Consider the following 26,875-nt stretch of genomic DNA (forward strand, 5'->3'; position numbering starts at 1 on the left):
CATGCGCAAGCATCCTAGCTACAAGAGTGGCTTGGCCCCTCTCTTGGTTGGACTTGCACCAACTAGATAATGCGTGCCTCTGGGCACGCCCAAAATCAAAAAAGCCTCTTTCGATCATTGCAGATCGTAAGAGGCCCTGTGCGTATATTTACAATGCCTTCTCATCTGCCAATGCCCGGAGCTTGCCGCATTGTAGGAATTAGCACCATGACATTTGCATGCAGCACAGATTAAATGCTGGACACAAATCGGTTGCCGGGCTTCATCGGGCCTATCCCTCCGCCGCTCTCGATAAGAAAAATATGAAACTACTTGTCGCAGAATGTAAGAATATAATGCAAGCCTAAGTATAGTGAGTTTCCGCTTTTTTGTCAAAGGAAGATTTTGCCCTATTAACGCGACTCTGTCCCGGCGTTTTTTGAAGTTATAGCCTTGTTCTTATGCCACTGCTCATTGCTGTAGCGAAAGGCTGCGCATAAGGATTTGCAGACCATTTCCAGCCCCTGCTTCAAATCCTCCAGATGGCTGTCCAGATCCTCAAGTCTTATTTTGTCATGCAGCCCCTGGTGTCTCTGCCACAGATCGTCCTGCATTTCAGCGTTCATGTAATGAATTTCGGCGTTGCGGCGCTTACGCAGATTCTGCAGCGGCTCACGGTAAGAGTCCTTGATGCTCTCCAGCTCCTCTGACAGCGGAACATGCTCCTTCAGCAGCTGAAACTGCCGCAGCACCGTGAAATAGGAGAAATGGGCCTTGCTCTGGCTTGTGTTCAAATTGTACAGGCTGTTCAGCACCGTTCCCAGCTTGTCGAGCAGCGAGAAGACGCGGATAAAGCCGTTTTTGTAAAAATAGACATAACGCGCATAATCCCCCTGTTCCTGGGTGGACATATCATCCATATATCCTGCAACCACGAGTTTACGGTAAAAGCCGGCTGCGAAGCAGCTCTGCTCCAGCTCATCCAGCGAGGAGATCAGACCGCGGGTCCAGATCTCCAGCTTGCGGAATTCATGGTCATGGTCTTCATGGGCGTTCATCTCCTTGCGCAGCATGGACGCTACCTCTGCCATGTTGTCCATTGCTTCAGCCAGCACGCCGCTGTTGCGGCGCGGTGGCTCCCCGAGTAAGATCCGCAGCATGACTTGTCCCCCTTAACATAAGGAAAATGTATAATTCCGTCTTGAATGAAACGATGGCTTTACTGCTGAAAATAATGCTTCCAATTCCGGTCGACCAGATCCAGTGTGCTGCTGCAGGGCGTCTGCTCCTGTTCGTATCCCGGCTTCATGCGTGCATCGATCACGATAGGCAGCTTGTAACTAAGCTGATGCTGCCTGATTTCCGTTTCGGCATAGATATCTTCGGCGGGATTAAACCGGGTAAACACCGTCCACAAAAAGGAGCTTTGGGTTCGCACCGCATCTGCGGCATGATCTGTCAGAATTACCAGTGGCCAGGCTGACTGCTGCCTGCGGAGCTGGGCGCCCAGACGGACAGGCAGCTCAGGGTCTTCTTCATAGGATGCACCGGAAACGGCTAAGCATCCCCCGCAATAAGGAATGACCTCGTTAATTCCTGGCAATACGCCCTCAGAATAGGTACGCGGCAGCTCCCTTACAGCACGTCCGACACCCAGCAGCACAGCCTGGCTGTCAGGACCCGGCCTGCTTTCAGTATGCTCCTCGCCAAGCCGGGCCCCGCTGCCAAATACATACAGGTCGGTCGCCGGATTGAAGCGCTCCAGAACATTTTCCAGAATAGCGGGCAAATCAGAAAAAGCAGCCGGCTCGCTTGTAAGCAGCAGCAGTCTGCTGCCTGAGAGCTGGCGATCCCCTAATATGCGGAAGGCAGTACCCAGGGCCTCACGCGGGGAGCTGTCCTGTACGACCGCTGCGGCCAGACCATTCGGGCCCGATTCGGAATAAGTCCAGAAGGCATTCACTGAAGGTATCGCAAGATGATGTACAGGAGAGAGGAGCTGCTGAAGATAATCGACCAGGTAGAAATTTTCTTCCTGCGGAGTAACGGCAATGGTCGCCGGATAGACGGCATCTTTGCGGTGCCAGATCCGCTGTACATGCATAACCGGTGCCTGCTGTAGTGGGGTTCTTGGCGGTACAAGCCCACGCAGTGCAAATTCCGCTTCGGCCGGAATGGAGTGACCGCCCAGCGGGTCCTTGACCATCTGCAGCCGGCTGCCGAGTATCAGCGAAGCCAGCACCAGATCCGGCAGCCAGGCTGTGCGGGAGGCGCTGGCTGCAGCTATCAGTGCAGGCGGGCCCCCGATAAAAACAGATACCGGCAGTGCCTCACCCCGGGCCTCAGCCTCCTGATGGTACAGCTCCGCCCCCTGGTGGCTATTCCAGTCTATCGAGGCTGTACTGTGGTCGATTAAGCGGAGCCGGTGCATTCCGAGGCTGTGCTTCTGCGGAGCGGTCTGGCTTTCGGTATAGACAAGCGGAAGCGTGATATAAGGCCCGCCTGCTTCCTGCCAGCTTGTAACATGCGGCAGTTCACTTAACGGATCACTGGTCCGGCAGACCCCAAGAACGGGGGCTTCACCCTGCGGTACATGCTTTATGCCTGTTTTCAACAGATTGACAACCAGCTTCTTCTCCTTCCACATGTTGGGGAGCGAAGGCGGAAGCAGGGTTTCGGCTGCCCCGGCCACCGCTTTCAGCAGCTGCTCCGGCCTCTGGCCAAAAGCCCTGTCCACGCGCCGGGCCGTTCCGAACAGGTTGGTCGCGACAGGGAACGGGGTTCCTTTAACATTAGTGAACAGCAATGCCGGCCCTTCCTCCCGGACCACACGCCGGTGAATCTCTGGCAGCTCCAGATAAGGATCCACCGGAGCCTCTATAACGGCAAGCTCTTTATCCTTGCGCAGCTGCTCGATCCACCGCCGTATATTTCCATATCCCACTATCCTGTACCTCCTAACAGAAACAGATTACTTGTTATTCATGCTTAGCTGCCATACGCGTACACTCATGTAGCTCAGGATTCCGAATAACCCGGCAATCAGCACGATATGGGAAAGCGCGGCAAATATGTACAATTTATCGTTATAGAGCGTGTGGACCACAGCCGCACCACTGAAGACCTGCAGCAGGCAAAGCGTAACCGCGGCTACTCCCAGCTTCCGCAGCTCCGGAATCTCGGTATATCTCCAGAATGCCAGATGCCCCAATATAGCTGTCAAAACAAACAATAGTGCCGCTGCAACCCTGTGCGTAAACACAATGCCCACGCCGCCGCTAAGCTCAGGAATCCATTTCCCGTTGCAGAGCGGCCAGCCGGAGCAGCCCCCCTGTGAATCAGTATGGCTGACATAGGCTCCGATATAAACGACGATATAAGAATATAACGCTGTAAACCAGGTTAAGTTGCGGAACCCCCGGCTCACGGAAGCTCCGGCAGCATCCTCCAGACCGGCGGATTCATGCCACCGTTTCGTCCCGAGAGCCAGCATTAGCGAGCTTGCAAACGCTATCAGCGAGAAGCCCATATGCAGCGCCATTACTGCCGCAGACTGTGACCGTACGACCGCAAGCGCTCCCATTCCTCCCTGCACAATTACAAACAGAAGGGTTAACAGGGCATAGGTGAGCAGATCCTTGTGCTGGCGCGCATAACGCCAGAACGCAAACATCGAGGCAAGTGACAGCAGGCCGGCAAAGCCGCTGAACAAACGGTGAGTATATTCGATCAGGGAGCCGAGCGTATAAGCCGGGATCAGCTTGCCATGGCACAGCGGCCATTCGTTCCCGCACTCCAGTCCTGAGCCTGTTTTGGTCACTACAGCGCCTCCAAACAAGGCGAGAAACATCACGAGGCAGGTTATGTAGCTGAGCCATTTCAAATGAGCTGTTGTCATCAGATCACCCGCATGTATAGGAATGAATGGAAGGATATTTATGATTACTGCTTGCCTTATGGATTATCTTGTTAAAAAAGCACCGCTTCTGCTCTGGCCGGGCGGAGGCGGTGCTTTGATCAGTTGACTGTTACTTTACTTGTGAATACTCAGATATACCTCAAGCGCCCGGTTCAGGAAATTCTCAATCTCCTCACGGGATTTGCGCAGCTTGTTGACGAAGCGTACAAGTTCCCGGCCGTCACTGTAAGCGACAAAGCTGGGAATGCCCAGAATGTTCTGTTCCTGGCTGACCTCGCCCACAGCATCAACATCGACTTCAACCAGTGTCAGGCGATCCGCATATTGGGTTTCTACCTCAGGCATAAACGGATCAATAAATTTACAGTCAGAGCACCAGTCTGCCTTAAATACAGCAATCGTTAAACGCGGCGATTGAATCGCAACCTGAAATTCCGCAGCGGAAGAAATTTTATCCATGTTAGGGTCAATCCTTTCCAGGTTAAACTGTATCTTACTCTTCTCTAAGTGAAGCAAATTGTACACAGGAAGTCAATTAAAAAGGAACAAAATAAGACAAAAATCACAGCATTATTCGCTTGCACGCACCCTGGCAGGCTGTAGTCTCATAAGCGGATTCAATACCTTCTGGAGAACACGCGGGTAGCCGGCAATCTCCTGACGGCCAAGCACGCCCAGTACAATCAGCAGCACAAGATAGATGATGACAACCGCCGCCCCCACTACCAGACAGGTAATCAGATAAGCAACCCGGTCCGGCATCAGACGGGTCAGCATAATTCCCGCTTCGTTCAGGCCATAGCCGATTCCGCCGGAAGCCAGCACGGCAACCGCGAAGCCGCCCCAGCGTTTGCCCATAATCGTAAAGGATACGATACTCTTAAGCATACGCAGATTAAGCAGGGTAATGACAATAAAGCAGAGAGCCGTTGCCCCGATAATTCCGTAAATACCGAACACCTTGCTTAGCAGGAAGCTTGCCGCCAGCTTAACCAGAATCCCCGCCAGCACATAATACATCGAAATCCTTGATTTCCCCATCCCCAGCAGGATGGAGTTCGTCGTCATCATGGTAATTTGGAAAATCGTCCCTGCCGTCAACATGGCAACGATTCCGCTGCCGTCCAGACTGCTGAACAGCAGACCGTTAATGGAATAGGCAGCGACCACCAGCGAGACTACAATCGGAGTCCCCGTAAGAATGGAGATCCGCATGGCCAGTGTGACCTGGCGTTGTAGATGCTGCTCGTCCTTCCGGGCATAAGCGGCCGAAATGATCGGGATAAGTGAAGTACTCAGCGCAATAGCCAGCACTGGAGGAATTCCGGCAACACTGATTGCGCGGTTTCCATAGATCCCCAGTGCACGTATTGCCTCTTCTAAGCCGGTCTGACCACTAAGTAGCGGTACAATGAACGTTGTGTCGATAAAGCTTACCACTGGTACAGTTACAGAAGATAATACAATCGGGATGGACAATTTAAAAATATCCTTATAAATACCGAGCAGCGGAAGTCTGGCTGCATTTGAATCATACAATGCCACCTTTTCTTCAGTGCGGCGCATTTTTATTGCATAATACAGCATAATTCCAAATGCGCCGACACTGCCAAGCACACTGCCGAACGAAGCGCCGGCTGCTATCCATGTATTATCATATCCCTGCTTCAGCAGAATATATGCCAGCAGGATCGCGGTGGATACCCGGGCAATCTGCTCGACGATCTGGGAAATCCCGCCGGCCATCATATTGTTCCGCCCCTGGAAATACCCGCGCATCATAGCGATGGACGGGAACAGCAGCAGCGCCGGAGCGATCGCACGGATCGCCAGTGTACTCTCCGGAACCTTGGCATAGTCAGCGTAATAAGGGGCTCCTATGTACAGGATAGCACTCATCAGCACACCCACGACAGCAGCAAAGATCAGCGCTGCCCGGTACACCTGCTGTGCCTCATGCGGCCGATTTAGAGCATAACGCTCGGACACCATTTTGCTTAATGTGCTCGGAATGCCGGCTGTAGCCAGTGGAAGCAGCATCAAGTACACCGTGTTGGCCTGTGCAAATGCAGCATTTCCTGTAACATTAAATAAGTGTTCCAGCGGCACCCGCTGGGCAAGCCCGAGCACGCGGGCCACAAGTGCGGCTGCGGCCAGAATAAGCGTGCCTTTGACAAAAGACTCTTTCTTTGACAAACTGTTTCGCCTTCTTCGCTGTTAATTTACGCTGATCCAGATAAAGAAGAGGACCACCATCATAATTTGCAGAATTACTTTGACTACGGTACTGCTGAACAAGCCGAGCAGGGAGCCGAAGCTTACTTTAACCGCTTTACCCGGCTGGGAGCCGGCGATCAGCTCACCGATGAATGCACCGATAAAGGGCCCAAGAATCAATCCAATAGGATTAATAAATGGACCAACAATTAAACCAATTGTACTGCCGATTACCGATGCTCTTGACCCTCCAAACTTCTTAACACCCCATGCCCCGACTACATAGTCGGCTACGAACAGCACAACCACGATTAGGGTCTGGATAGTCCAGAACCACACCCCGAACGATCCGAACGAAAAGAACCAGCCGTATACAAAAAAAGCCAGATAAATCGCCAGCGCACCGGGCAGGATGGGATACACCGCCCCCGCCAGCCCTACCGCAAACAAAGCAATGATCAGAATCCAACCCAGGATTGCCATTCCTTCATCCCCTAAAGTTTGATAGCATCCGCTTCTCCGAATTCCTCCGCAAACTTCCTTCGAAGCGTACTCTTCGTTTTGTTAGCATATACTTCTGTGAAACATACTTCGCAAAACAGCCTCGGAAGCATACGCTTTGTTTGATAGCATCCGCTTCTCCGAATTCCTTTGCAAGCTTCCTTCGAAGCGTACTCTTCGTTTTGTTAGCATAGTTTCTTGTTACTACTCGGTAATGCAATGATACTATTAGCTGACTCAAACCATGAGCACTTACTCAGGGCATAGTACATCTGCGGCAACAACTCGTTCGAACACAGGAATGGACTAATAATCAGCCGTTTGCTGCCATTCTTTAAGGCGCCTCCCCAGCCACGTCTGATACTCTTCGGCCGGTAGTTAGTCGCAGACACTTAGTTGCACTTTGTACAACTAAAACAACTGTTTTTTACCACATTTCCCGTTTTAGCTGCACTTTGTACAACTATACAGCCATATAAAGCGGATTTGGAGCCATTTGGACAGATTTAGCTGTACAAAGGAGACAATTTCATAAACATTTTTTACCATGAAATAATCGTACCTTTTTTCGTGTTTGATGAGCATTAATGTCACAACAACAGTTATTTCCGAACAATAAATGATTTTCGCTATAAGATTGTGCGTGTAAATATGGTGATATTTGAATTATGAAATTGTCTACATTCTGCAACTAATCCACATATTGATTGCATTTTGTGCAATAGAAACCTGTACTTAACCGCTAAAAAGTACAGATTTTATTTTCAGACTGCTTTGACGGTATTCTGTTGCAGAAAGTGCAACAGCTTGCGCTCCTCCGCTCTCCTGCATCTGCCGAGAGCCAAGCTTCGCAATCAGCAGTCAGTGCCAAGCGTCACTTCCGCCTCACTTAATATATATTTCTCAATCACCTCAGCAATGCCGTCCTCGTTATTTGAGGCAACGACCGCATCCGCTTCCTGCTGCACCGTCTCCTGGGCATTGCCCATCGCCACGCCCAGACCGGCCGCCTGGATGGCTGCCAGGTCGTTCAGGCTGTCTCCTACAGCGACTACCTGGGACATCTCGATACCCAGCAGCTTGCAGACCTCGCCGATTCCGTACGCCTTGTTCACGCCGAGCGGATTGATCTCCAGGTTAGTCGGGGTCGAGTTGGTGATCTCCAGGCCGCCCAAATCCATAAGCTGCATCAGCAGCTTATGGCGGATCTCGTCGTCCTCTGTGGAGTAGCCGAATTTAAGCCACTCCCTGCCCATAATGTCCCCGTCCCAGTTATTGCGGTTATACACCTGCTCTGTGGAATAAGCCCAGAACCAGATGCCGTATTCCTCAGCAATTTCGTACAGCTGCTGAATCAGCGCCGGGTCCATCAGCGAGCGGCGGTACAGCTCAAACGGCTCGCGCCAGAGCTCACTGCCGTTCACAGTAATCATCGGTGTCTTGAGTCCAAGCTGCTCTGCGTAAGGCATAGCACTCCGGAACGCCCGTCCTGTGGACAGGCAGACGTGAACGCCGGCATCGACCGCTTTTTGAATCCATTCTACTGTCTTGGGGGTAATCTGTTGTTCATCATTCAGCAGGGTTCCATCCATATCCAGTGCAAGCAGGCGGTATTTGGCAGTCATTGCCACCCCTCCATTTCTTGTATGCCCCTCATCATTAGGGGCTGATTAATATTGCCTAGTTCGTTGAATCCGCCGCATCTGTATCAGCTGCAGCATCCGTTCCATCGGTTGCAGCTGCATCACTGTTTGCAGCTTTCAGTGTCTTTTTCGGAATGCCGTCAAGGCCGTATTCCCAGTCATAAGCATCAAAAATCTTGCGTGCTACCGGTGCAGCACTGTTGGAGCCGAATCCGCCCTCAGGGATAACTACAGCAACAGCCAGCTTAGGATTTTCGCGCGGGGCAAAAGCAATAAACACGCCGTTGTCACGGTTCGTATTGGTTCTGTCTGTCTGCTGCGAGGTTCCTGTCTTGCGGGCAAAATCGTAAGGGAAATCAGAGAACGCTGAAACCTCACTGTTCATCCCTTTTTTAATTTCCCTCCAGAAGGACTTGTCAAAGGTTGTGACCTCATCTAATACTTCACGGTGGAATTCCTTAACGGTATTCCCTTCAGAATCGGTGATCTTGCTGACCAGCTGCGGCTTGATCCGTACGCCTTCATTCGCAAGCGTAGAAGCGTACTGGGCAAGCTGAAGCACAGTATACCGTCCCTGCTGCCCGAAGGAAGCATAGACCAGGGCAGCCTGCGCACTTCCCGCCGCCTCAGTATCGGTATAGTTGATCTGTCCCAGGAACTCCCGCGGCAACCCGCTCTGGGTCGAAACGCCCAACCCGAATTCCTTCATATATTTATCCCACACATCGATCCCGCCGCTCTGATACTTTTCCCACAGCTTCTTGCCGACCATATCGACCATAAAGGCATTGGACGATTTCTCAATCGCTCTGGCCGGGTCCATAGTACCATATACGTGACCGGAAGCGTTACGGACGGAGGCATTGTCATTTTTACCGAAGTAGGCAATCCCTCTGTCCTGATAAATGGTAGAAGTCGTAAAAAAGCCTTCATTCAGTCCAATGAGCACACTCAGCGGTTTGATGGTGGAGCCCAGCAGCACCGTAGAACCGAACTCATGGCCTGACATGCCCGAGGAGTATGGTGTAATGGTCCCGTTCTGATAGTTACCCATAATTTCATTCCATACATCGGTATCCATCTTCTCGGCCGTCCATACATTCGTATCATAGTCCGGCATGCTCGCCATCGCAACGATATTTCCGGTATCGACCTCCATCGCCACCGCGTAGCCGGTCAGTGCATCGGGATGCGTCTTGCCTTGGACGGAATGCGTATGCAGCCAGCTGATCTGATCGGTGATCGCCTGCTCCGTCTTCATTTGAATCGATTTATTGATGGTTGTCCAGACGTCATTGCCTTTGACGGGAGGCACAACCTCTTCAACCTTTTCAGCCATATTCTGCGGATTGACCGAGATGACCTGATATCCGTTTTTGCCGCGCAGCTCGCGCTGATACTGCAGCTCAAGCCCGTCAAATCCGACAAATTCATCGTCTTTGTAGCTCAGGCCGGGATCAGCATCTATTTTTTTCATCGCGGCCTGAATGTTTTTGTAAATATCCAGACTGCTGGAGGATTTGAACGGCTTGATGTAACCGATCGTCTGCACGGCTACTGTGTCCTTGTCATAATGCCGGCTGCTCTCCTCGACAATTTCCAGACCCGGATATTCATTCTTGTGCTCCATAAAGTAAGCCACTTCCTGCGAAGTCAGTCCTGCCTTGATTCTGCGGGCCATGAATCCGGAGTATTTCTTGAAATATAAGTCCAGCGAAGCGATGACATCCTCTTGTGTCAGCTGCGGACCAGCGGGGTCACCATATTTATTGAAATCCTCAACCAGCCGCGCTGCAAGCTCTTCGCCTTTGGCCTGGGCTTCCGGGGTCAGCGTGGTTTTACCAGTCGCTTTATCCGTGGTTTTGGCAGTGTATTCCTTTGTCAGCGTAATGTATAACGACTGTACAGACGTTGAATAAGCAAGCTCCTCGCCCCCGGCTGCCCGGATTACACCGCGGATCGCCGCCAGTGGTACATTTTTGGTATCGCGGCTGGTTTCCACTTCAGTCAGGGTAGGCCCTTCAACAAACTGTAAAACGGCAAGACGGATGATAATGACACAGAAAATAACAAACGTGCTGAAAAAGAACACGTTAATCCGCAGGCCGAGCGAGCTCTTCGCTGTATTTTCATCCGGCGGGGTGGCCTGCTTACGGAAAAAACTCACAGTCTTTCACTCCTTTACATCTTAAATAAACCTTGCAACAGTACAACAGTACTTCCCCCCGAATTGTACCATATAACAAGGTCTGACTTCCTCTTTGTCACAGTACGTCCTCTTTAATATGCGTTTCTCCGAAATCCGCTGTGTTGAACCAGTCTCCGCTTGAGGCCCAGGTAGAGTCGAGCGGAATCCAGGCCTCCCTATTGGGTATATAGACCTCATTCCAGGCATGAGCGCCGTACCCTCCCCGTCCATCATAGCCCCGGCCGGTAACCACACGCACCTGAAGCCCCTGGGAACGTCCCATAACGGCATACAGTCGGGCATAGTCAATACAGACACCGAGCCGGGTATCGAAGGTGTCCTGCGGCGTCTGCTCGTGCCAGATCCCGTTCTGCTCATAATTATCCGCCTTGGCATAATCATAGGCGACCCGCGAACCAATCCAGTCGTACAGCAGCCTGGCCTTTTCCTCGGGATCAGAGGCTTGTCCGGCAATATCTGCTGCGGCCTCCTCGATGTCCGGCGAGATGTCATGATCAATCACCTCATATTTGCGGCGGAGGATATCATTCATCTCGGCGGCTACCGCCTTGGTCAGTACAGGCAGTCTGCTCCGCACATTTTCACCGGCAATCGGTTCAAATACCGCCGCCGCGCTCTGGCTGTATATAGGAGAGGACTCAACATAACGGCTAAAGCCGCTGTCGGGGTTCAGCCCGACTCCCAGATAAAGAACGAAGACCAGCAGCAGACCGCGCACCAGACCTACGGCAAAACCGACAGCCGCACCGCTTAGCCTGCTGATCTGGGTAATCCTCCGGTCACGCGGCCGCTCCTTCCGCCCTGGAAGACGGAAGGGCAGAAACAGGAACAGCAGGCCAAGCAGAGGGCGGATCAGGCTGTAGCCTATCAGCAGCAGCAGGAAAAACCGCACCAGCGGTGAACCCTCCAGCACCGACACTGCAGTATAATACAGCTGCTGCCACCCGCTCAGTCTGCTGTCCGGCAACACTACAGATGCAGCCCATGCCTGGACTGCGGGAGAAAAATACAGCGCTGCCGGAATGGCGATGACAAGCGCTGCCGCTGTCAGCAGCCCCGTGCCCAGCAGGCCGAACAGCCCGCCCGCCGCACGGCTGAAGCCGCGGACCCAGCCTTGAAAGACGGAGAAAAGCACAACCAGCAGCAGCAGGATCGAGATGAGATTCGCTTCTGTTAAGCTTGCTATCCAGCTGTCGAGCATTTCCATCCCCCTCGATGTTAATTTCCGTTCTTCCGCGCTTCCTCTATAAAGGTCTTGGTCGTATCCGTAATGCTCCACTTCCCAAGACTGACACCCCGGAAAGTGACTTCAACCTTATCCTCGCCAGCCGTGCCCTTCACCTCAAGATTCGGCGTTGTAATCGTGAAGGTGCCGTCCCCGCCAGAGGTATATTTTGCCTCCTTGGCTTCGCTCAGCATCACTTCCTGCGCTTCACTCTTCAGTGTGCTTACCGTACTGTCCGCCACCTTGTTTACGGCATCACCGATTTGCTCCATCGTAACCCCGCTGTAAATGAACAGGCCGGCGACAATTACGATGACGATTGCCCATTTCAGCACCGTTTTGACGAGATTGATTACGGCAAACAGAATAACAAGTGCTATAACAATAACCAGCCAATTCTCTCTGATAAATTGTGACCATACTGCCGGATCCATCAATTTCACAACACCCCTATCAAAAATTTCATATTCATTATTATACATGAATGCCCCATATAATTCATGATTGCCTGACGGTATGCAGGTTAGACGAATAAAATGGTATAAGCCCCCAGATGCACACGTAAAGTACAAGTAGGCTATACTGCAAGCTTCCGCCTGCTGTCGTCCAGATTCCGCTGTTAAAAAGAAAACCGGCATGGCCCTCCGGGCTCATGACCGGCCCTACCGGAGGTGTAGACCTTGAAAACCGCACTGTGGCTGTATCTGTTTCTGTTTCTGGCCTTCTTTGATCTGCATGCCCAGTATCCGATTCTGACCCCGTTTGCCATGTCACTCGGGGCGGGTCCTGCCTTCATCGGCTGGATGATGGGCATGTATTCACTGACCCATCTGCCAGGCAATCTGCTCGCAGGCGTACTTGTTGACAAGAATGGCAGCCGGCGCTACATTGTCTTCAGCCTCGTGGCGGCCGGCGCGCTGCTGCTGCTGCAGGCTTACGCCCAGCTTCCCTGGCATCTGCTGGTGCTGCGGGCGGCCAGCGGCTTTGCGCTGGCCTTCCTCTCCCCCGCCTGCATGACACTGCTGGCTTCGCTGTCGGATGATTCGGCAACGCAGGGTAAATACATGTCCGGCCACGGCATTGTCCATACCCTCGCCTCCGTGGTTTCTCCCGCAGCCGGTGCCTATATTGTGCACAGGGCAGGCTATTCCGGCACCTTCAGCACACTCGGCTGGCTGCTGATTGCCACCGGAATCATGGCTCTGGTCAGCGTGCCGAAGCATTCGCCTGCGCGTGTCCGCGCCGGTGCGCCTAAGACTATGCCTGCTCCGGCCGAACCCTCCCCAGCCGGCCGCAAGGAAGCCAAAACCAGCCGGCGCTATTACCTGCTGCCATTCTTCATCTCTTGCTCGCAGGGTGTCCTGTTCTTCGAGCTGCCATTGTCGCAGGGGCAGGACGGGATGGTCTCCACAGGAGTCCTTCTCTCGCTGATGAGCCTCGGGGCGCTGTCCACGCTAAGCCTGATGTTCCTTAACCGCCTGTCACCAGCCATCCGCATTGCCGCAGCCCTGCTGGCGATGGCGCTCTGCTTCTTTACCCTTGCCGCATTTACAGGCATTCCTGCAGGTGCTGTCCTGTTCCTGCTCGGGGCCGCCAAGGGCGTGCTGTTCCCGGCCATGGCCTCCCTCTTTATCAGTCTGGGGAACGGCGGCCATCTGGGCCGCACCTTCTCTCTGCAGTCGATTGCCATGTCACTTGGCGCTTTTGCCGGCCCTGTTGCCGCAGGACAGCTTCGCGGTTATGTCTCCCCTTATTTCATTGCCTTTGTGCTGCTGATGACCGCAATCCTGCTGCTCCCGCCAAAAGGGGACAGCCTGCGCTCCGCATACCATCCAGGCTTAAACAGTCCAGCCGCATAAAACAACACCACAGGCTACAGTCTCATATGAACACTCCGGCAGTTAACAAAAGCCGCTAAAGTCCGCGTTGTACCGCTGCTGAAATCAGTCATTTCATCACCCGGCCGCCGCCGGGTGATCTTTCTTTTTACGACATTTCCCGGGTAATGATTGCATTGCTGTCGTATATGGCTGTTAAAAATGGCGAAGCTTAGGTAAAATAACAGATACGTACCTGCATTAATGTTTAATCCGCTTAAGCAACCACACTCTTTTCAGACCATTTCAGAGCCAGAGGTGACCCGCTTATGTCCATTACAATCATTGTTGAAGGCAAAAACGACAAGAGCCGTCTGCGCCGCGTGCTTAGCCCCGAGGTCGACATCTTATGCACCTTTGGTACGCTCAATACGCTGAAACTGGATTCACTGCGGCGTAAAATCGGGGACGGCGAAGTATACCTCTACATGGATAATGACAGCTCCGGCAAAAAGATCCGCGGTATTCTGCGCGACACCTTTCCGGACGCCGTCCATATTTACACCCGCAGAGGCTATGCCGGTGTCGAGGGCACGCCGGATGAATACAGTATTACCCAGCTCGAAAAAGCAGGCCTTGAGGAGTTCATCATCTACCCGCAGCCGCTCCCTTATCTGGAGCGGTAACACATGAAGAAGCCTTGTTCAGGTCCGCGAGCAGCAGCGGAGCCGGACAAGGCTTCTTTTGTGCAGAAATATGTTTTATTCACGGGCCAGCTTCTTCAGGGAATCCGCAAGGAATTCAGGCGTTACATTCTCCGTATCTCCGGCATCGTAGAGGCCGCGGAGCTGATTGTTCCGGTCGACCAGGCCGATCAGATTAGCATGGGCAAAGTTATCCTTATTGTCCCCGTATATGAGAACCTTGAAGGAGTCTGCCGCCAGCTTCCGCACCTGCTCCTGATCCCCCCGCAGAAAATACCAGCCGTCATAATTCGCGTGAAAGCGGTCAGCGAACGTCCTGATGGCTTCGCGGGTATCTTTTTCCGGATCGAAGGAGATCGAGACAAACGCTGTATCCTTGCCGAAGCTGCCGTCCTTGACCAGCAAATCCTGGGTTTCAGACAGCATATACGTGGTAATCGGACATACATCCGGACACTCTGTGAAAAAGAAATAGACCAGCCGGGCCTTCCCTTCCGTATCGGCCAGCGTAATCTGCTTACCGTCCACATTCTCCAGAGAGAAGTCCTGTACTTCCCCGATGACCGGCAGCTTGCTTTTGGCCAGGCCCATTGAGTTGACTGCCAGAAAAGCCGCCAGACACAGGGCAATCACCAGCAGCAGCCAGGTCCATTTGTAGCGTTTCAAGGTTTGCACAGGCTTCTCTCCCTCTTAACCGTGGATTGTATTCAATACAAGCGCGATCAGACTGACAGTGAGGTAATTAATGGAGAAAAAGAAATTTTTCTTGGCCCAGGCATCATCATCCTTGGCTTTGAAGCCGATTATAGTCAGATAGAGCCAGGCTACAGACAAGCCAAGCGAGATAACGAGATAGAAAATCCCTGCATAATCATAGGCATACATCAGCACCGGCACCGGCAGCAGCAGCGCCACGTAAGGAATCATCTGGAACTTGGTGCGCCGTACCCCCTTGACGACCGGGAGCAGCGGAAAGCCTGCAGCTCTGTACTCCTCTTTGCGGCGGATGCCCAGAGCCCAGAAATGGGGCGGCTGCCACAGGAAGAGCATGGCGAACAGCAGCCAGGCACCAAGATCCACAGTACCGGTAACGGCAACGTAACCGATAACCGGCGGCATCGCACCGGAGATTGCGCCGACCGAAGTGCTCCAGGTCGAGGTTCTTTTAAGCCAGAGTGTGTAGATAACCACATAAACGAACATGCCGACAATGCCAAAAATTCCGGCCAGGACGCCGCAGAAGGCAAACAATACAGCCAGACCGGCTATACCGAGCACGATGGCGTACATCAGCACGACGTTAGGCTTCAGCCTGCCGGTCGGCAGACCGCGCTCGCGTGTGCGTTCCATTTTCATATCCAGATCACGGTCGAAATAGTTGTTGAATACACAGGCCGAGGCCATCACCAGCATGGTTCCCAGCAGGGTCAGGATTAATCTCCCGTACTGGACATCCCATCCGGAAGCCACCCAGTAGCCTGCAAAGGCAGCGATCAGGTTGGAGCGGATAATGCCTGGCTTCGTTACTGTAATAAAATCACGCCAGCCGGCACCTTCCGGGGGTGATTTGGCTTTTGCTGCTGCGGAATCGGAAGAAGCTTGATATCTCAATTGATTGTCCACGTGTGGTGTTCCTCCTTATAAGGGACTTCTAAGCGTTCTATCGGAGCTTCCGATCATCTTACATCGTTCTCAATTGAGAAAAATATTCACTCCGCTGTTAACTTTATCATATCAAACCGTAAAAGACTTTGACAATCATTGGCCCGGATGTTCATCAATTCGACAATTACGTGACTTTATTTATTTCCCGTCCGTCTAAATAAGTCAGCTTAAAAATGGGTAGTTATTAATAGAGAACTTCCGTACAAAGGAGATCTGACCAAATGGATACAGCAACACATTTTGTAATGGGCCTCGGACTTGCCGGACTTTCTTTCGTAGATCCTGTCGTGGCCTCGCAGCCGTCCCTGGCAGGAGCCGTCATGATCGCCACTGTACTGGCTTCTCAAGCCCCGGATGCCGACACGGCGCTGCGCCTCAAAAATAATGCCGTGTATATCCGCAACCACCGGGGGATCACCCATTCTCTGCCCTTTCTGCTCTTGTGGCCGGCTCTGATTACCATAGTCATCGGCCCGTTATTCGGCCTTACAGACCTGCAGGCATTAAGTCATATCGCTCTCTGGAGCTTTATCGGTGTTGCCGTCCATGTCTTTACGGATCTGTTCAACACCTACGGCACACAGGCAGCCCGGCCGTTCACCGAGAAATGGATCGCCTGGAACATTATCCATATCTTCGATCCGTTTATCTTCGGCAGCCACGCGGCGGCGATCATTCTCTGGATCAGCGGTATTGTGCCGCCGGCTCCGCTGTTCACCATCCTGTATGTCTGTGTAGCAGCTTACTACGTCTGGCGGACGGTTGTACATGCCCGGATTACTCACCATATCAAAAACAAAGATATGCACCATGCTCCGGGAGAACGCTACATCGTTATCCCTTCCATCTCGCCTACACGCTGGAACGTGGTCAAAGCCAAGACAGACGGAAGCTATAATGTTGGCGTGCTAAACGGCGGAAGACTGGAATGGTTTAAGCACGCCGTATGCTCCACCCACCCTGCGGTTGAGCATTCCAAGTCACATCCGGATGTTCAGGCCTTTCTGTATTTTACCTCCTATGCCGTGGCCGAAGTGGAGGAGCTTCCCTCCGGTTATATTGTACGCTGGGGGGATGTGCGTTATTTACACCGCAAGCAATTCCCTTTCGTGGCAGTGCTGGCTATGGACAGCGAATATCATGTGCTTAATACTTATGTCGGCTGGCTCAGCAGCGAAAAGCTGGATGAACGGTTCGCTATCGATCCAGGTTCAATGAAGCTCTAGCCTAAATTCCATCTTAACAGCAGGCAGGACGGCAACACCCCTTAGTCAGGGGATAGCCGCTCTGCCTGTTTTGGTTTCACCCATTGGATATTATCCCACTTGACGCCTGAGGCGGCATAGGGCACAATCTCCATAAAGCGTTTTCAGTAGCAATTCTTCATCCTTGAAAATATTCCCTGCTTTACAGACAAAAAATCCTGCACGGCGTAAGCCGGCAGGATCCATTAACTCGCTATTATAGAAAGGAAGGCTGGCTGGCATGGGTAAAGGTCTGTCGCTCTGGTTCGCAACTTCTTCAATACTGATTCTTACAGCCGCTTCAATCTGTATCAGTTACAATATCTGGCTGGCACTGCTGTTGGGGCTGCTCTGCGTCCTTAATATCGGCTGGGGCTTCATTCTCAAAGCCAGACTGAGACGCAAGGCGGAAGCCGCAGCGCAGCGTTCCTCTTAACGGTAAGGCAGGAAGCCCATCCGTTCCTTCACTTCAGTGAGTGTCTGGGAGGCTACGCTGCGGGCGCGTTCTGCGCCCTCGGCCAGAATATCCTCAAGCATGCCCGAGCTGCGGATTTCATGATATCGCTGCTGCAGCGGCTCCAGTGTAGCCACCAGCACCTCACCCAGATTCTTCTTGAAGCCCCCGTACATCTGCCCTTCATACTGATCGGCAATCTGCTGCAGACTCAGCCCGGAGCACTCTGCATAAATGCTCATGAGATTGCTGATTTCCGGCTTGTTCGCCGGATCGTACACCACTTCACGCCCCGAATCGGTAGTCGCCCGGCTGATTTTCTTACGGATTACATCCGGCGGGTCCAGCAGTGCAATGTAGCTGCCTGGATTAGGATTGCTCTTGCTCATTTTTTTACCCGCATCGTCCAGCGACATAATCCGGGCGCCTACTTCCGGAATATACGGGTCAGGAACAGTGAAGAAATCACCGAACCGGTGATTAAAGCGTCCCGCCAGATCACGGGTCAGCTCCAGATGCTGCTTCTGGTCTTCTCCTACAGGTACCAGATCAGCATTGTAGACCAGAATGTCCGCCGCCATCAGTGACGGGTATACGAACAGCCCTGCGCCTACCGAATCTTTGCCGGAGGATTTGTCCTTGAACTGTGTCATCCGTTCCAGTTCGCCCATGGCAGTCAGTGTGGTGAGAATCCAGCCCAGCTCAGCGTGCTGGGGTACATGTGACTGCATGTATACGCTGGAAATTTTCGGGTCGATCCCTGCTGCAAGATAGAGTGCTGCAACGGATTGCGAGTTCTCCCTCAGCGCCGCAGGATCCTGGGCCACTGTAATGGCGTGCAGATCCACGACCATAAAGAAGCATTCATGCTCCTGCTGCAGCTTCACGAAATTTTTGATCGCGCCAATATAGTTACCGAGGGTCAGGGAACCACTGGGCTGAATGCCCGACAATACTTTTTTAGCCATGCTTATAATTACCTCCATTCATTAATTCCTATTTGCGCGAACGCAAAAAGGCCCCACATCCGCAAGGGACGTGAGACCGTGGTGCCACCCTTATTCGCTGATCGGGAGTCCCCGCAGGAACAGTGCACAAATCAGCCTTAGCTTCCGGTAACGGGGAAGAGCCGTCCGGTCTACTAAGGCCTGCTGCCTGTTCAAACGCGGCGCTCAAGGGTCCATTCGGCCAGGAGTGTCCTGCCGGTTCGCATCAACCACCGGTTTTCTGAAGGCGCACTTTCTGCTTACTTGTCCCTGTCATCACATTGTAATCAATTCTTAATGCATTCATCATAGAGCGAACCCCGGATGTTGTCAAATCGCTTAACTACTCCTGCCTAAATCTGTTATGATAAAGATATTCGTGTTCTATGCAATCAAGTAAATTAAAGGAGCATATCTCTTATGAAACAGGTGACCAAAGGACAGTGGGGCGGTTATGATACCTACATTTTGCATAGCCGTGAACTGGAAGTCACGCTTTTGCCGCGTCTGGGGAACAACGTGATTTCCTTATGGGACCGTAAGGAAGAGCGGCAAATCCTGCGCACGCCTGATGAAAGCGACTTGGCTTTTTATATGCAGAAGCCCTATCATTTCGGCATCCCGCTGTTAGTTCCTCCAGGACGTATACGCAAGGGACAGTTCCGGTTCAGAGGTGCAAGCTATCAGTTCGAGCAGAACTCGGCAGGAGACCATCACATTCACGGCCTGCACCGGACCCAGTCCTGGTGTGTCAGCGACATTGAAGAAGATGAGGACGGCTGTGCGGTAACGACTGAATTTAATACCGCTGACGATGACAGCTGGATGGCCCAGTTCCCTGTTCCGCTGCGTCTGGAAATGACGTTCCGGCTGCAGGATGCCAGACTGCAGCAGACGCTGAAGGTCACCCATTTAGGAGACACAAGCATTCCTTTCGGGATCGGCTACCACACCTGGTTCATGATTGACGGACAGCCGCAGCGCTGGAAGCTGACTTTGCCCGCAGAGAGCATCTATGAACTGAATGACGAGCTGTTGCCGAGCGGTAATCTGCTTCCTCTGGGTCCGCTGGACTCCCTGCAGCATGGCATGAGCCTTTCAGGCAAGGATCTGGACACCGTGCTGAGAACAGGCGGACATCAGCCGTCCGAAGCCCTGCTGATGCGTGATGACGGATACGGCATCCGTTATACAGCGGATAAGGACTATTTCCGCCATTGGGTTATCTACACCAAAGGCCTGGCAGAGCAGTACCTGTGTGCCGAGCCGTACACCTGGCTGCCGAATGCGCCCAATCTTGACCGGGATGCTTCTTTCACAGGGCTGATTACCCTGAAGCCCGGTGAAACCCTGACCCTGCCGAGCACACTTGAAATCCTTTATCCCACGCTCTGATTTTCATATAATTCCCAGCCTTAAAAGCTTCTGAATCCGTGCATGAATTCCTCTCCTCGCGCCCATACTATCTTCACAACGGACGAAGGAGGTGACAAACATGGGTCAAGCAGGTCAACAAGGTCGTGGAAGCCGTTCTAATAACCTGGTCGTTCCACAAGCGAATGCAGCGCTGCAGCAGTTGAAATTCGAAGCAGCACAGGAGCTTGGCGTAACGATTCCTCAAGATGGTTACTACGGTAACTACACTTCCCGCGAAACCGGTTCTTTGGGAGGTTACATCACAAAACGTCTGGTACAACTGGCTGAGCAACAACTGTCCGGTCGTGCGTAGTATCTAATTTTAAATGGATTTATCCGGCAGGGTTCATTCCCTGCCGGGCTGGTTATCAGCCCGTCTGCGCTTCATGCCGAAGCGCGGGCGGGCTTTTTGATGATTCAATTGCAGGCACTATGTATAAGGGCTCAGCCTAAATACTTGTCGGCCATTTCACCGGCGTGCGGGCCTCGAGGAGCCCGGATCATCAGATTTGCCATATTGTAGTTGGACTCCAGCACTGCATCAACCGCTACCATGCCCTGGCGGACAGCAAATTCATAGCTGATTTCACCATGCGTCCAGCGGCGTTTATATTTAAGGCTCTCCAGTGCCATAAGGCGAAAAGAGGATTGCTGGGCAGAGGTTAACCCGTCCTGCTCTTCATTGAAGCTGCCGCAGCGGCCGGACAAGGGATTATGGCGGATGCCGAACTTTCCGATGACATTATTTCTGATCTGCATGAACACAGTACCTGAGCTTAGCCCGGACAATTCCTCCTGCAGTTCCTTGAATACCAAATCCACCTGTCTTGCCAGAGATAATTGTTCCGTCCGTAGCATATTGTTCCCCCTAAAAGTTTTGTTAGCATAGCTTCCTGATTGATCTTCGCAAAACTTGCTCCGGAAGCATACACTTCGTTTTGTTAGCATAGCTTCCTGATTGATCTTCGCAAAACTTGCTCCGGAAGCATACACTTCGTTTTGTTAGCATAGCTTCCTGATTGTTCTTCGCAAAACTTGCTTCGGAAGCATACACTTCGTTTTGTTAGCATAGCTTCCTGATTGATCTTCGCAAAACTTGCTCCGGAAGCATACACTTCGTTTTGTTAGCATAGCTTCCTGATTGATCTTCGCAAAACTTGCTTCGGAAGCATACACTTCGTTTTGTTAGCATAGCTTCCTGATTAATCTTCGCAAAACACTCTTCGACAAATTTCATTTCAAAAGCCTCTAATTCGTTTAGTTCTCGGTTTTTTCATGCAATTTCACCTTCACATTTATGCCTAGCAGGCCTTATATAAGGCTTTAGGCTCATTATAGGACACAGCTTTCAGAGCTTCAACATTATTCAACATAATTGGGTTAATATTCCTAAATATGCGCAGTTCACAATGTATTTTTTGAATATAGCTTTAAATAACGACTAATTTCGACAATATTCCATACAAAAAAAGCCTCTAAAAAGAGGCTTTTGCGCATTCACACGTACATTAAACCATACTATTCATTCTGCAATATTATGATTTGTCTCATTTTTGACAAACATTCAAGCAAATTGTTCAGTCAGACGCAGGAATTCGTTGATATCCTCAACGATAAGATCTACCGCTCCCTGCCAGAAATCTGGCTTCGTGAGATCGACTCCAAGATGTTTCATGACCAGATCCTCCAGCGTCATCACTCCGGTATCACGCAGCAGACTGTCATATTTATCCGCGAACGACGATCCTTCCTCCAGAGCCAGACGATATAGTCCAGTGCTGAACATATAACCTACAGTATACGGGAAGTTGTAGAATGGAACATCCGTAATGTAGAAATGCAGCTTGGAAGCCCAGAAATGCGGGTGATATTCGGACAGCACGTCACAGAATGCTTCTTTCTGCGCTTCTTCCATTAGCACCGACAGCTCCTCGGCGTTGACGAGACCCTCCTTGCGTTTCTCGTAGAAACGCGTTTCGAACAGGAAGCGTGCATGGATGTTCATAAAGAAAGCTACGCTGTTCTGAATTTTTGCTTCAAGCAGGGCCAGCTTTTCATCTGCATCAGAAGAAGCCTTAACCTGGGCATCAGCCACAATCACTTCTGCAAAGGTGGAGGCAGTTTCCGCCACATTCATAGCGTAATTCTGGTTAAAGAAGGGCTGATCATCCAGCAGGAAGGAATGGTAAGCATGGCCCAGCTCATGTGCCAGTGTCGACACGTTAGCGGGTGTGCCGCTGTATGTCATAAAGATTCGCGATTCCTTGCTCTCAGGGAACGATACGCAGAATCCGCCAGGGCGCTTGGCCGGACGGTCTTCGACCTCGATCCAGTCATTGTCGAAAGCCTGCTCGGCAAAATCAGCCAGCTTTGGACTAAATTTGCGGAATTGCGTCACAATGTCTTGTGCTGCCGTTTCGTAGGGAATTTTGCCGGAGGATTTGCCGACCGGCGCATCCACATCAACCCAGGACAGAGAATCCTTGCCGAGAACCCTGGCTTTACGCTGCAGGTAGGAAACAAGCGCCGGCTTATTTCTGGTGATTACTTCCCACATCATATCAAGTGTAGCCCGCGACATGCGGTTGATGGCAAGAGGCTCCTTCAGCACATCCTCCCAGCCGCGTCCCTTATACAGCTTCAGGCGGAAGCCGGCCAGATGATTCAGTGTATCGGCACTATAATCTTCGGCAGCCGTCCATGCAGCCTCCCATTTCCGGAACATGGCTTCACGGACACCGGCATCATCATCGCTCAGCTTGTTGAACGCCTGCCCGACAGACAGCAGCTTGGTCCCGTCCTTGTCTTCAAAAGGGATTTCGATTGCGCCGACAATCGTCTCATAATGCTCGCTCCAGCCGTGATATCCGTCAACGGCCAGCTCGAGAGCAAGGCTTTCCAGCTCGGGGCTCATCTTCTCCCGGGCCTGGGCGCGGCGCTCACTGAGCACAAACGTAAGCGGGGCAATCTCGGGGCGGGACATCCATTGTGCCCATACTTCATCAGCGGTCTGGCGGAGGATGCTGTCAAACCGGGAGCTGATGCCTTCGAACCCGGCACGGAGTCCTGTTACCTTGGCGGACAGGCGGACAGCTCCTTTATCCTGCTGGTTCTGGGCGCCCAGGCAGCCGGCGAATTCCGAAGCCTGGGTCAGACGTGCAGCGCAGCTCTGCAGCAGTTCGATCACGCCATCCAGGGCAGCCGTATCGTAGGCATTGACGGGAAATACAGCACTGTTAACCTGCTCACTCAGAGCAGCTATGTCGCTTTCGAGCTTATTCAGGAAGTCTGCGAACTCGGCGGAGGAGGATCCCCCGGGAAAAATGGAGTCCAGATTCCAGGTTACTGAGATAGGTTGTTTCATCGCTTTTCACCAATCCTTTGCACATATTGGGTTTTCTTTGTATTTGAATCTAAGCCATGGTAAAGTGAATACGAAAAGGAGCAGTTCATCACATTTTTAAGGAGGGCTGCAACATGAAGCCACTGCAAATTTCGCCGGAAACGGCCATTGCCTTATCGAAACAGCTCGGCGTTCCCCTGGAACACTTGATGCATATGCCTCAACATATTTTGCTGCAGAAAATTGCCGAATTATCCAAGAAACAGAGCGAGACCGCCGGTCCTGAAAGTCCGCCTGAGAAGGAACAGGAATGATTCCGTTCAGCCATACCTGGCCTTATGACATTATCTACGGGGACTTGTATGTACAGACCTGTCCGTTCTGCAGCAAGGAGAACGTGCTTTTGCCGATGAAACCAAAGGAACTGCAGCTTGTGCGCGACGGCAAAAAAAAGCTCCTGGTGTTCCCCTGCTGCAGCACAAGCCCGACGGTCATCGACAACGATGCCGATTACCTGCTGTTCGACCGTGCCGTCCGCTGACCGGTTGGGCAGAACTTAAGTCTTGCACTGCGGATAAAGCGCAAACAGGGAATCCTGTATTGCGCTTTATTTATGCCCGTTATAGCGCCGCTCTCCAAAGCCCTACAGATTCGCGCCTTCCGGCATTCCGTCCGGTTCAGTATCTTCCCCGCGCATCTGCTCCCGCAGCAGGGCCCACTGCTCACGGGCCGACCGGATCATCGCGGCATCCATAATTCTCTGGTCGTTAATCAGACGCGAAAACCATCTTACCGCTTGGTTATACTCGCCTACGCGGCGGTTCAACTCGCCGATCAGGAACATCAGCCTTGCATCGTTGCCGCCCATCCCGTCATTTTCAAACACTTTAATGTATTCATCAAGCGAGTAGCGCAGGAATCGCCGCTCCTGCTCTGTATCTCCCTTGTAACGGTACATCCAGGCGATATGGTGCAGGTGGCTGGCGATAATCCGCGATTTATCGTTGATGCACTGGCTGCAGATCAGCGCAAGCTTGTATGTTTCGAGGGCAGTCTCCCAGCTGCGTTTCCCGCCGAAATCACGGGACTGCCAACGGCTTGCCACCTGCTCCTTGAAAGCCTTCTTCTGCCAGTCGGCCAGCTTGTCAGCTGAATTCTCGGTAGAAGCAAACCCGCAGTTCGGACAGATGCGCACCACATAATAGTCCGGATTCTCGTCTTTGTAGTAGGAGCAGAAATCAGCATCCCGGCGGATGGCCCGCTTCAGGCTCGGACGCACCCTTGAGGTAGAAAATTCATTTTCACAGTGAATACAGATTACTTTTATTGAATACAGGGGGATTAATTCCGACAAATGCCCTCATCCTTTCACAATCAGCAGCTCTTTATTCCTCGGGCATATTGACAAAATGATGTGCAGGTCCGGAAAGACGGCTCAGCAGGACGGAGCGGAGCGGCTCGCTGACCCCCAACTCTTCCAGCGCTGCTTTCATGCAGTCCAGCCATTCCTCCGCCCGCTCGGGCGTGATAGGGACATGCATATGCCTGGCTCTCATCATCGGATGTCCGTGCTGCTCCGAAAATAACGCCGGCCCGCCAAAAAACTGGCTTAAAAATTGAAACTGCTTCTCCATAACAGGAGTAATATCAGCAGGGAATAACGGGCTGAGCTGCGGATGAAGCTGCACCTTGGCATAAAATACTTCCACCAACCGGCGAAGCCCCTCAGCGCCCCCCAGGTTGTCATACAGGCTTTGGTTCGGATTCATGGAGGTTACCAGCTTTCTTCCTTTTTTAGTGTATGTCCTTTTCATTATAACAAAATAACCCCACAAAGTGGGGCCTTAACATGGATGCTGATTCAGGTACTTGCCATAAATTCTTATATTTTAAAAAAAAGAGCACTAAATCAGGTTTAGCGCCCTGTACATTATTTAATAGGTCCTGAACTCCTCATCACCGGGAGGGACGAGCGAGACCCGGATTACATATACAAAAGCACAAACCAGAACTCCGGCAACCACACTCATCACCATCACTCCATCCCTAATTATTAAAATAAAAAAGGCGTGCGTTATTCTCTTTAATAATACCATAACCGGGGCTGAAAATCACAAGTTATTGCAAACGCTTTCCGATTTTTTTTGTGCTGTTTGTCCTGCTTTCCGCATACAACTAATCATAGACCGGGAGGCGTTGCTGATGACTCGTAAAAAGCTTGGCGGTCCGCTTCTGGGCCTTGCTCTGGCCGGCTGTATGGTGCTGATGCTCGTATACCCTGCCGGCACACTTGCTGCTGCGCTGCGCGGGCTGGCCATCTGGTGGGATGTGCTCTTCCCCTCGCTGTTTCCATTCTTCGTCATTTCAGAAATGCTGCTGGGCTTGGGGGTCGTTCATCTGTTCGGGGCACTGCTGGACCCGCTGATGCGCCCGCTGTTTAATATCCCCGGCAGCGGCGGGTTTGTAGCGGCGATGGGTTATGTCTCCGGGTATCCCGTCGGTGCCAAATTAACCGCCAAGCTGCGCGAGCAGCAGCTGGTCAGCCGGGTAGAAGGGGAGCGGCTGGTTGCCTTCACCACTTCCTCGGACCCGATTTTCCTGCTGGGGGCTGTATCCGTCGGCTTTTTCCATGATGCCTCTCTAGGAATGGTGCTGGCGCTCGCCCACTACGGCGGCGGCTTAATTGTCGGACTGCTGATGTCCTTCCACGGACGCGGGGACAAGTACGCTGACCCTCCGCTGGCAGCAGCCCATAAAGCGGAGTCTCTGCAGCCCCGGGGACGGCTCCGCCTGGCGCTGAGCTCCATGACCGAAGCCCGGCGCAGGGACGGGCGGAGCTTCGGGGAGCTGCTGAAGGGTGCCATCCAGTCCTCGCTGCAGCTTATTATTGTTGTCGGCGGACTGGTTGTATTCTTTAATGTCCTGATGGAACTGCTGACCCGCGCAGGCATTATGTCTGCCTTGTTCAGTATGCTGGGCGGCGTGCTGTCCCTGGCCGGCTTTCCCCAGCAGCTGTCGGCAGCGCTCACCAGCGGGTTCTTTGAAGTTACGATCGGCGCTCGTTCCGCCGGTGAAGCGGCTTCCTCTATTCCCCTGCAGTACAAGGCCTCAGCCGCCGCATTCATCCTTTCCTGGGGAGGGTTGTCCGTGCATGCACAGGTGGCAAGCATTCTGAACGGCACAGGACTGCGCTATGTGCCCTTCCTGGCTGCGAGGCTCGTCCATGGTCTGCTGTCAGGGGTTCTGCTGCTGGTGCTCTGGAAGCCTGTCACCGGCTCGGGACTCTCCGCAGGCTTCAGCGCTTGGCCGGCGGCTGCCGGGCTAACGTCAGCGCCGGGCCCGGCCTTTGCGGCCAGTCTAGTCCTGCTTGGCCTGCTGCTGGGAGCAGCCTTGCTGCTGTCGCTGCTGGCCGGTCTGCTCCGGAGCTTCGCACGGCGCCTGCAGCAGCTCTGACTTATGAGCGTCCCTTGGCGTGCCTTGCACTGCCGGCAGTGATTCTTTGCAGGCCCTTATATTGTGTTCCAGTTCAAGATTGATTATGATCGTTGTATGA

Annotated in this window: 26 protein-coding genes and 1 riboswitch; of the genes, 9 read left to right on the forward strand and 17 right to left on the reverse strand. The window is 52.4% G+C overall.

Going from position 1 to position 26,875, the window contains the following annotated elements:
• Positions 1-158: 158 nt before the first annotated feature.
• A riboswitch (SAM riboswitch) is annotated at positions 159-298 on the reverse strand.
• Positions 299-392: 94 nt separating this feature from the next.
• The 10 genes from BLR64_RS27150 to BLR64_RS27195 form a co-directional block, all read right to left on the reverse strand.
• Positions 393-1,139 carry a Cthe_2314 family HEPN domain-containing protein gene (locus BLR64_RS27150; RefSeq protein WP_090719489.1) on the reverse strand — a complete coding sequence of 249 codons (747 nt, stop codon included), beginning with the start codon at positions 1,137-1,139 and terminating at the stop codon, positions 393-395.
• Positions 1,140-1,198: 59 nt separating this feature from the next.
• Positions 1,199-2,923, reverse strand: coding sequence for a UbiD family decarboxylase (locus BLR64_RS27155; RefSeq protein WP_090719491.1), 1,725 nt, complete (start codon positions 2,921-2,923; stop codon positions 1,199-1,201).
• Positions 2,924-2,950: 27 nt separating this feature from the next.
• The gene (locus tag BLR64_RS27160) at positions 2,951-3,877 is read right to left on the reverse strand and encodes a COX15/CtaA family protein (protein WP_090719493.1); all 927 of its coding nucleotides are present in this window, start codon (positions 3,875-3,877) and stop codon (positions 2,951-2,953) included.
• Between the two features lie 135 nt (positions 3,878-4,012).
• Positions 4,013-4,357, reverse strand: a complete 345-nt coding sequence (locus tag BLR64_RS27165; protein WP_090719494.1) for a thioredoxin family protein — start codon at positions 4,355-4,357, stop codon at positions 4,013-4,015.
• 111 nt (positions 4,358-4,468) lie between these two features.
• The gene (locus BLR64_RS27170; protein ID WP_090719496.1) at positions 4,469-6,094 is read right to left on the reverse strand and encodes a putative polysaccharide biosynthesis protein; all 1,626 of its coding nucleotides are present in this window, start codon (positions 6,092-6,094) and stop codon (positions 4,469-4,471) included.
• Positions 6,095-6,115: 21 nt separating this feature from the next.
• The gene (locus BLR64_RS27175; protein ID WP_090719498.1) at positions 6,116-6,598 is read right to left on the reverse strand and encodes a DUF456 domain-containing protein; all 483 of its coding nucleotides are present in this window, start codon (positions 6,596-6,598) and stop codon (positions 6,116-6,118) included.
• Positions 6,599-7,470: 872 nt separating this feature from the next.
• The gene (locus tag BLR64_RS27180; protein WP_090719500.1) at positions 7,471-8,241 is read right to left on the reverse strand and encodes a Cof-type HAD-IIB family hydrolase; all 771 of its coding nucleotides are present in this window, start codon (positions 8,239-8,241) and stop codon (positions 7,471-7,473) included.
• A 55-nt stretch (positions 8,242-8,296) separates the two neighbouring features.
• Positions 8,297-10,426, reverse strand: coding sequence for a peptidoglycan D,D-transpeptidase FtsI family protein (locus tag BLR64_RS27185; protein WP_090719502.1), 2,130 nt, complete (start codon positions 10,424-10,426; stop codon positions 8,297-8,299).
• A gap of 97 nt (positions 10,427-10,523) precedes the next feature.
• Positions 10,524-11,669: a transglutaminase-like domain-containing protein gene (locus BLR64_RS27190; protein ID WP_090719504.1), complete on the reverse strand. Its 1,146-nt coding sequence runs from the start codon at positions 11,667-11,669 to the stop codon at positions 10,524-10,526.
• A 17-nt stretch (positions 11,670-11,686) separates the two neighbouring features.
• Positions 11,687-12,127 (reverse strand): hypothetical protein, encoded by a 441-nt coding sequence (locus BLR64_RS27195; RefSeq protein WP_090719550.1) that lies wholly within the window; start codon positions 12,125-12,127, stop codon positions 11,687-11,689.
• 246 nt (positions 12,128-12,373) lie between these two features.
• Here BLR64_RS27195 and BLR64_RS27200 point away from each other — a divergent pair, with 246 nt between their 5' ends.
• Both BLR64_RS27200 and BLR64_RS27205 read left to right on the forward strand, forming a co-directional pair.
• Positions 12,374-13,552 carry an MFS transporter gene (locus tag BLR64_RS27200; protein WP_090719505.1) on the forward strand — a complete coding sequence of 393 codons (1,179 nt, stop codon included), beginning with the start codon at positions 12,374-12,376 and terminating at the stop codon, positions 13,550-13,552.
• Positions 13,553-13,839: 287 nt separating this feature from the next.
• On the forward strand, positions 13,840-14,196 hold the full coding sequence (locus BLR64_RS27205) for a DNA primase (protein ID WP_090719507.1): 357 nt from the start codon (positions 13,840-13,842) through the stop codon (positions 14,194-14,196).
• Positions 14,197-14,271: 75 nt separating this feature from the next.
• Here BLR64_RS27205 and BLR64_RS27210 read toward each other — a convergent pair whose 3' ends face one another.
• Both BLR64_RS27210 and cyoE read right to left on the reverse strand, forming a co-directional pair.
• The gene (locus tag BLR64_RS27210) at positions 14,272-14,889 is read right to left on the reverse strand and encodes an SCO family protein (protein WP_090719508.1); all 618 of its coding nucleotides are present in this window, start codon (positions 14,887-14,889) and stop codon (positions 14,272-14,274) included.
• 15 nt (positions 14,890-14,904) lie between these two features.
• On the reverse strand, positions 14,905-15,837 hold the full coding sequence (gene cyoE, locus BLR64_RS27215) for a heme o synthase (RefSeq protein WP_090719510.1): 933 nt from the start codon (positions 15,835-15,837) through the stop codon (positions 14,905-14,907).
• A 263-nt stretch (positions 15,838-16,100) separates the two neighbouring features.
• Here cyoE and BLR64_RS27220 point away from each other — a divergent pair, with 263 nt between their 5' ends.
• Both BLR64_RS27220 and BLR64_RS27225 read left to right on the forward strand, forming a co-directional pair.
• Positions 16,101-17,105 (forward strand): metal-dependent hydrolase, encoded by a 1,005-nt coding sequence (locus BLR64_RS27220; protein WP_090719512.1) that lies wholly within the window; start codon positions 16,101-16,103, stop codon positions 17,103-17,105.
• 259 nt (positions 17,106-17,364) lie between these two features.
• Positions 17,365-17,559, forward strand: coding sequence for a hypothetical protein (locus tag BLR64_RS27225; protein WP_090719514.1), 195 nt, complete (start codon positions 17,365-17,367; stop codon positions 17,557-17,559).
• On the opposite strand, the gene trpS is transcribed toward BLR64_RS27225, so the two are convergent.
• A complete protein-coding gene (gene trpS, locus BLR64_RS27230; RefSeq protein WP_090719517.1) occupies positions 17,556-18,545 on the reverse strand; it encodes a tryptophan--tRNA ligase in 990 nt (329 codons plus the stop codon). The two genes, BLR64_RS27225 and trpS, sit on opposite strands and share 4 nt — an antisense overlap.
• A gap of 438 nt (positions 18,546-18,983) precedes the next feature.
• Here trpS and BLR64_RS27235 point away from each other — a divergent pair, with 438 nt between their 5' ends.
• Positions 18,984-19,958 (forward strand): aldose 1-epimerase, encoded by a 975-nt coding sequence (locus BLR64_RS27235; RefSeq protein ID WP_090719519.1) that lies wholly within the window; start codon positions 18,984-18,986, stop codon positions 19,956-19,958.
• A gap of 100 nt (positions 19,959-20,058) precedes the next feature.
• Positions 20,059-20,292: an alpha/beta-type small acid-soluble spore protein gene (locus BLR64_RS27240; protein ID WP_039876911.1), complete on the forward strand. Its 234-nt coding sequence runs from the start codon at positions 20,059-20,061 to the stop codon at positions 20,290-20,292.
• Between the two features lie 131 nt (positions 20,293-20,423).
• Here the strand turns inward: BLR64_RS27240 and BLR64_RS27245 are convergent, their stop codons facing one another.
• Positions 20,424-20,837 carry an O-methyltransferase gene (locus tag BLR64_RS27245; protein ID WP_090719521.1) on the reverse strand — a complete coding sequence of 138 codons (414 nt, stop codon included), beginning with the start codon at positions 20,835-20,837 and terminating at the stop codon, positions 20,424-20,426.
• A 706-nt stretch (positions 20,838-21,543) separates the two neighbouring features.
• Complete coding sequence (locus BLR64_RS27250) at positions 21,544-23,343, reverse strand: M3 family oligoendopeptidase (protein ID WP_090719523.1); 1,800 nt, start codon at positions 23,341-23,343, stop codon at positions 21,544-21,546.
• Between the two features lie 113 nt (positions 23,344-23,456).
• On the opposite strand from BLR64_RS27250, the gene BLR64_RS27255 reads away from it, so the two are divergent.
• Positions 23,457-23,636 carry a YycC family protein gene (locus tag BLR64_RS27255; RefSeq protein ID WP_090719525.1) on the forward strand — a complete coding sequence of 60 codons (180 nt, stop codon included), beginning with the start codon at positions 23,457-23,459 and terminating at the stop codon, positions 23,634-23,636.
• Complete coding sequence (locus BLR64_RS27260) at positions 23,633-23,863, forward strand: hypothetical protein (RefSeq protein WP_068726555.1); 231 nt, start codon at positions 23,633-23,635, stop codon at positions 23,861-23,863. Before BLR64_RS27255 ends, BLR64_RS27260 begins: the two co-directional genes overlap by 4 nt.
• 102 nt (positions 23,864-23,965) lie before the next feature.
• Here the strand turns inward: BLR64_RS27260 and BLR64_RS27265 are convergent, their stop codons facing one another.
• Entirely contained in the window at positions 23,966-24,676 is a 711-nt protein-coding gene (locus tag BLR64_RS27265; RefSeq protein ID WP_090719527.1) for a DUF2225 domain-containing protein, read from the reverse strand.
• Between the two features lie 31 nt (positions 24,677-24,707).
• Positions 24,708-25,091, reverse strand: coding sequence for a globin domain-containing protein (locus tag BLR64_RS27270; protein WP_090719552.1), 384 nt, complete (start codon positions 25,089-25,091; stop codon positions 24,708-24,710).
• Between the two features lie 433 nt (positions 25,092-25,524).
• Here BLR64_RS27270 and ylbJ point away from each other — a divergent pair, with 433 nt between their 5' ends.
• Positions 25,525-26,775: a sporulation integral membrane protein YlbJ gene (gene ylbJ, locus BLR64_RS27275; RefSeq protein ID WP_090719529.1), complete on the forward strand. Its 1,251-nt coding sequence runs from the start codon at positions 25,525-25,527 to the stop codon at positions 26,773-26,775.
• Positions 26,776-26,875 lie beyond the last annotated feature (100 nt).

This window comes from Paenibacillus typhae (assembly GCF_900099765.1).
Taxonomy (GTDB): Bacteria; Bacillota; Bacilli; order Paenibacillales; family Paenibacillaceae; genus Paenibacillus_AQ; species Paenibacillus_AQ typhae.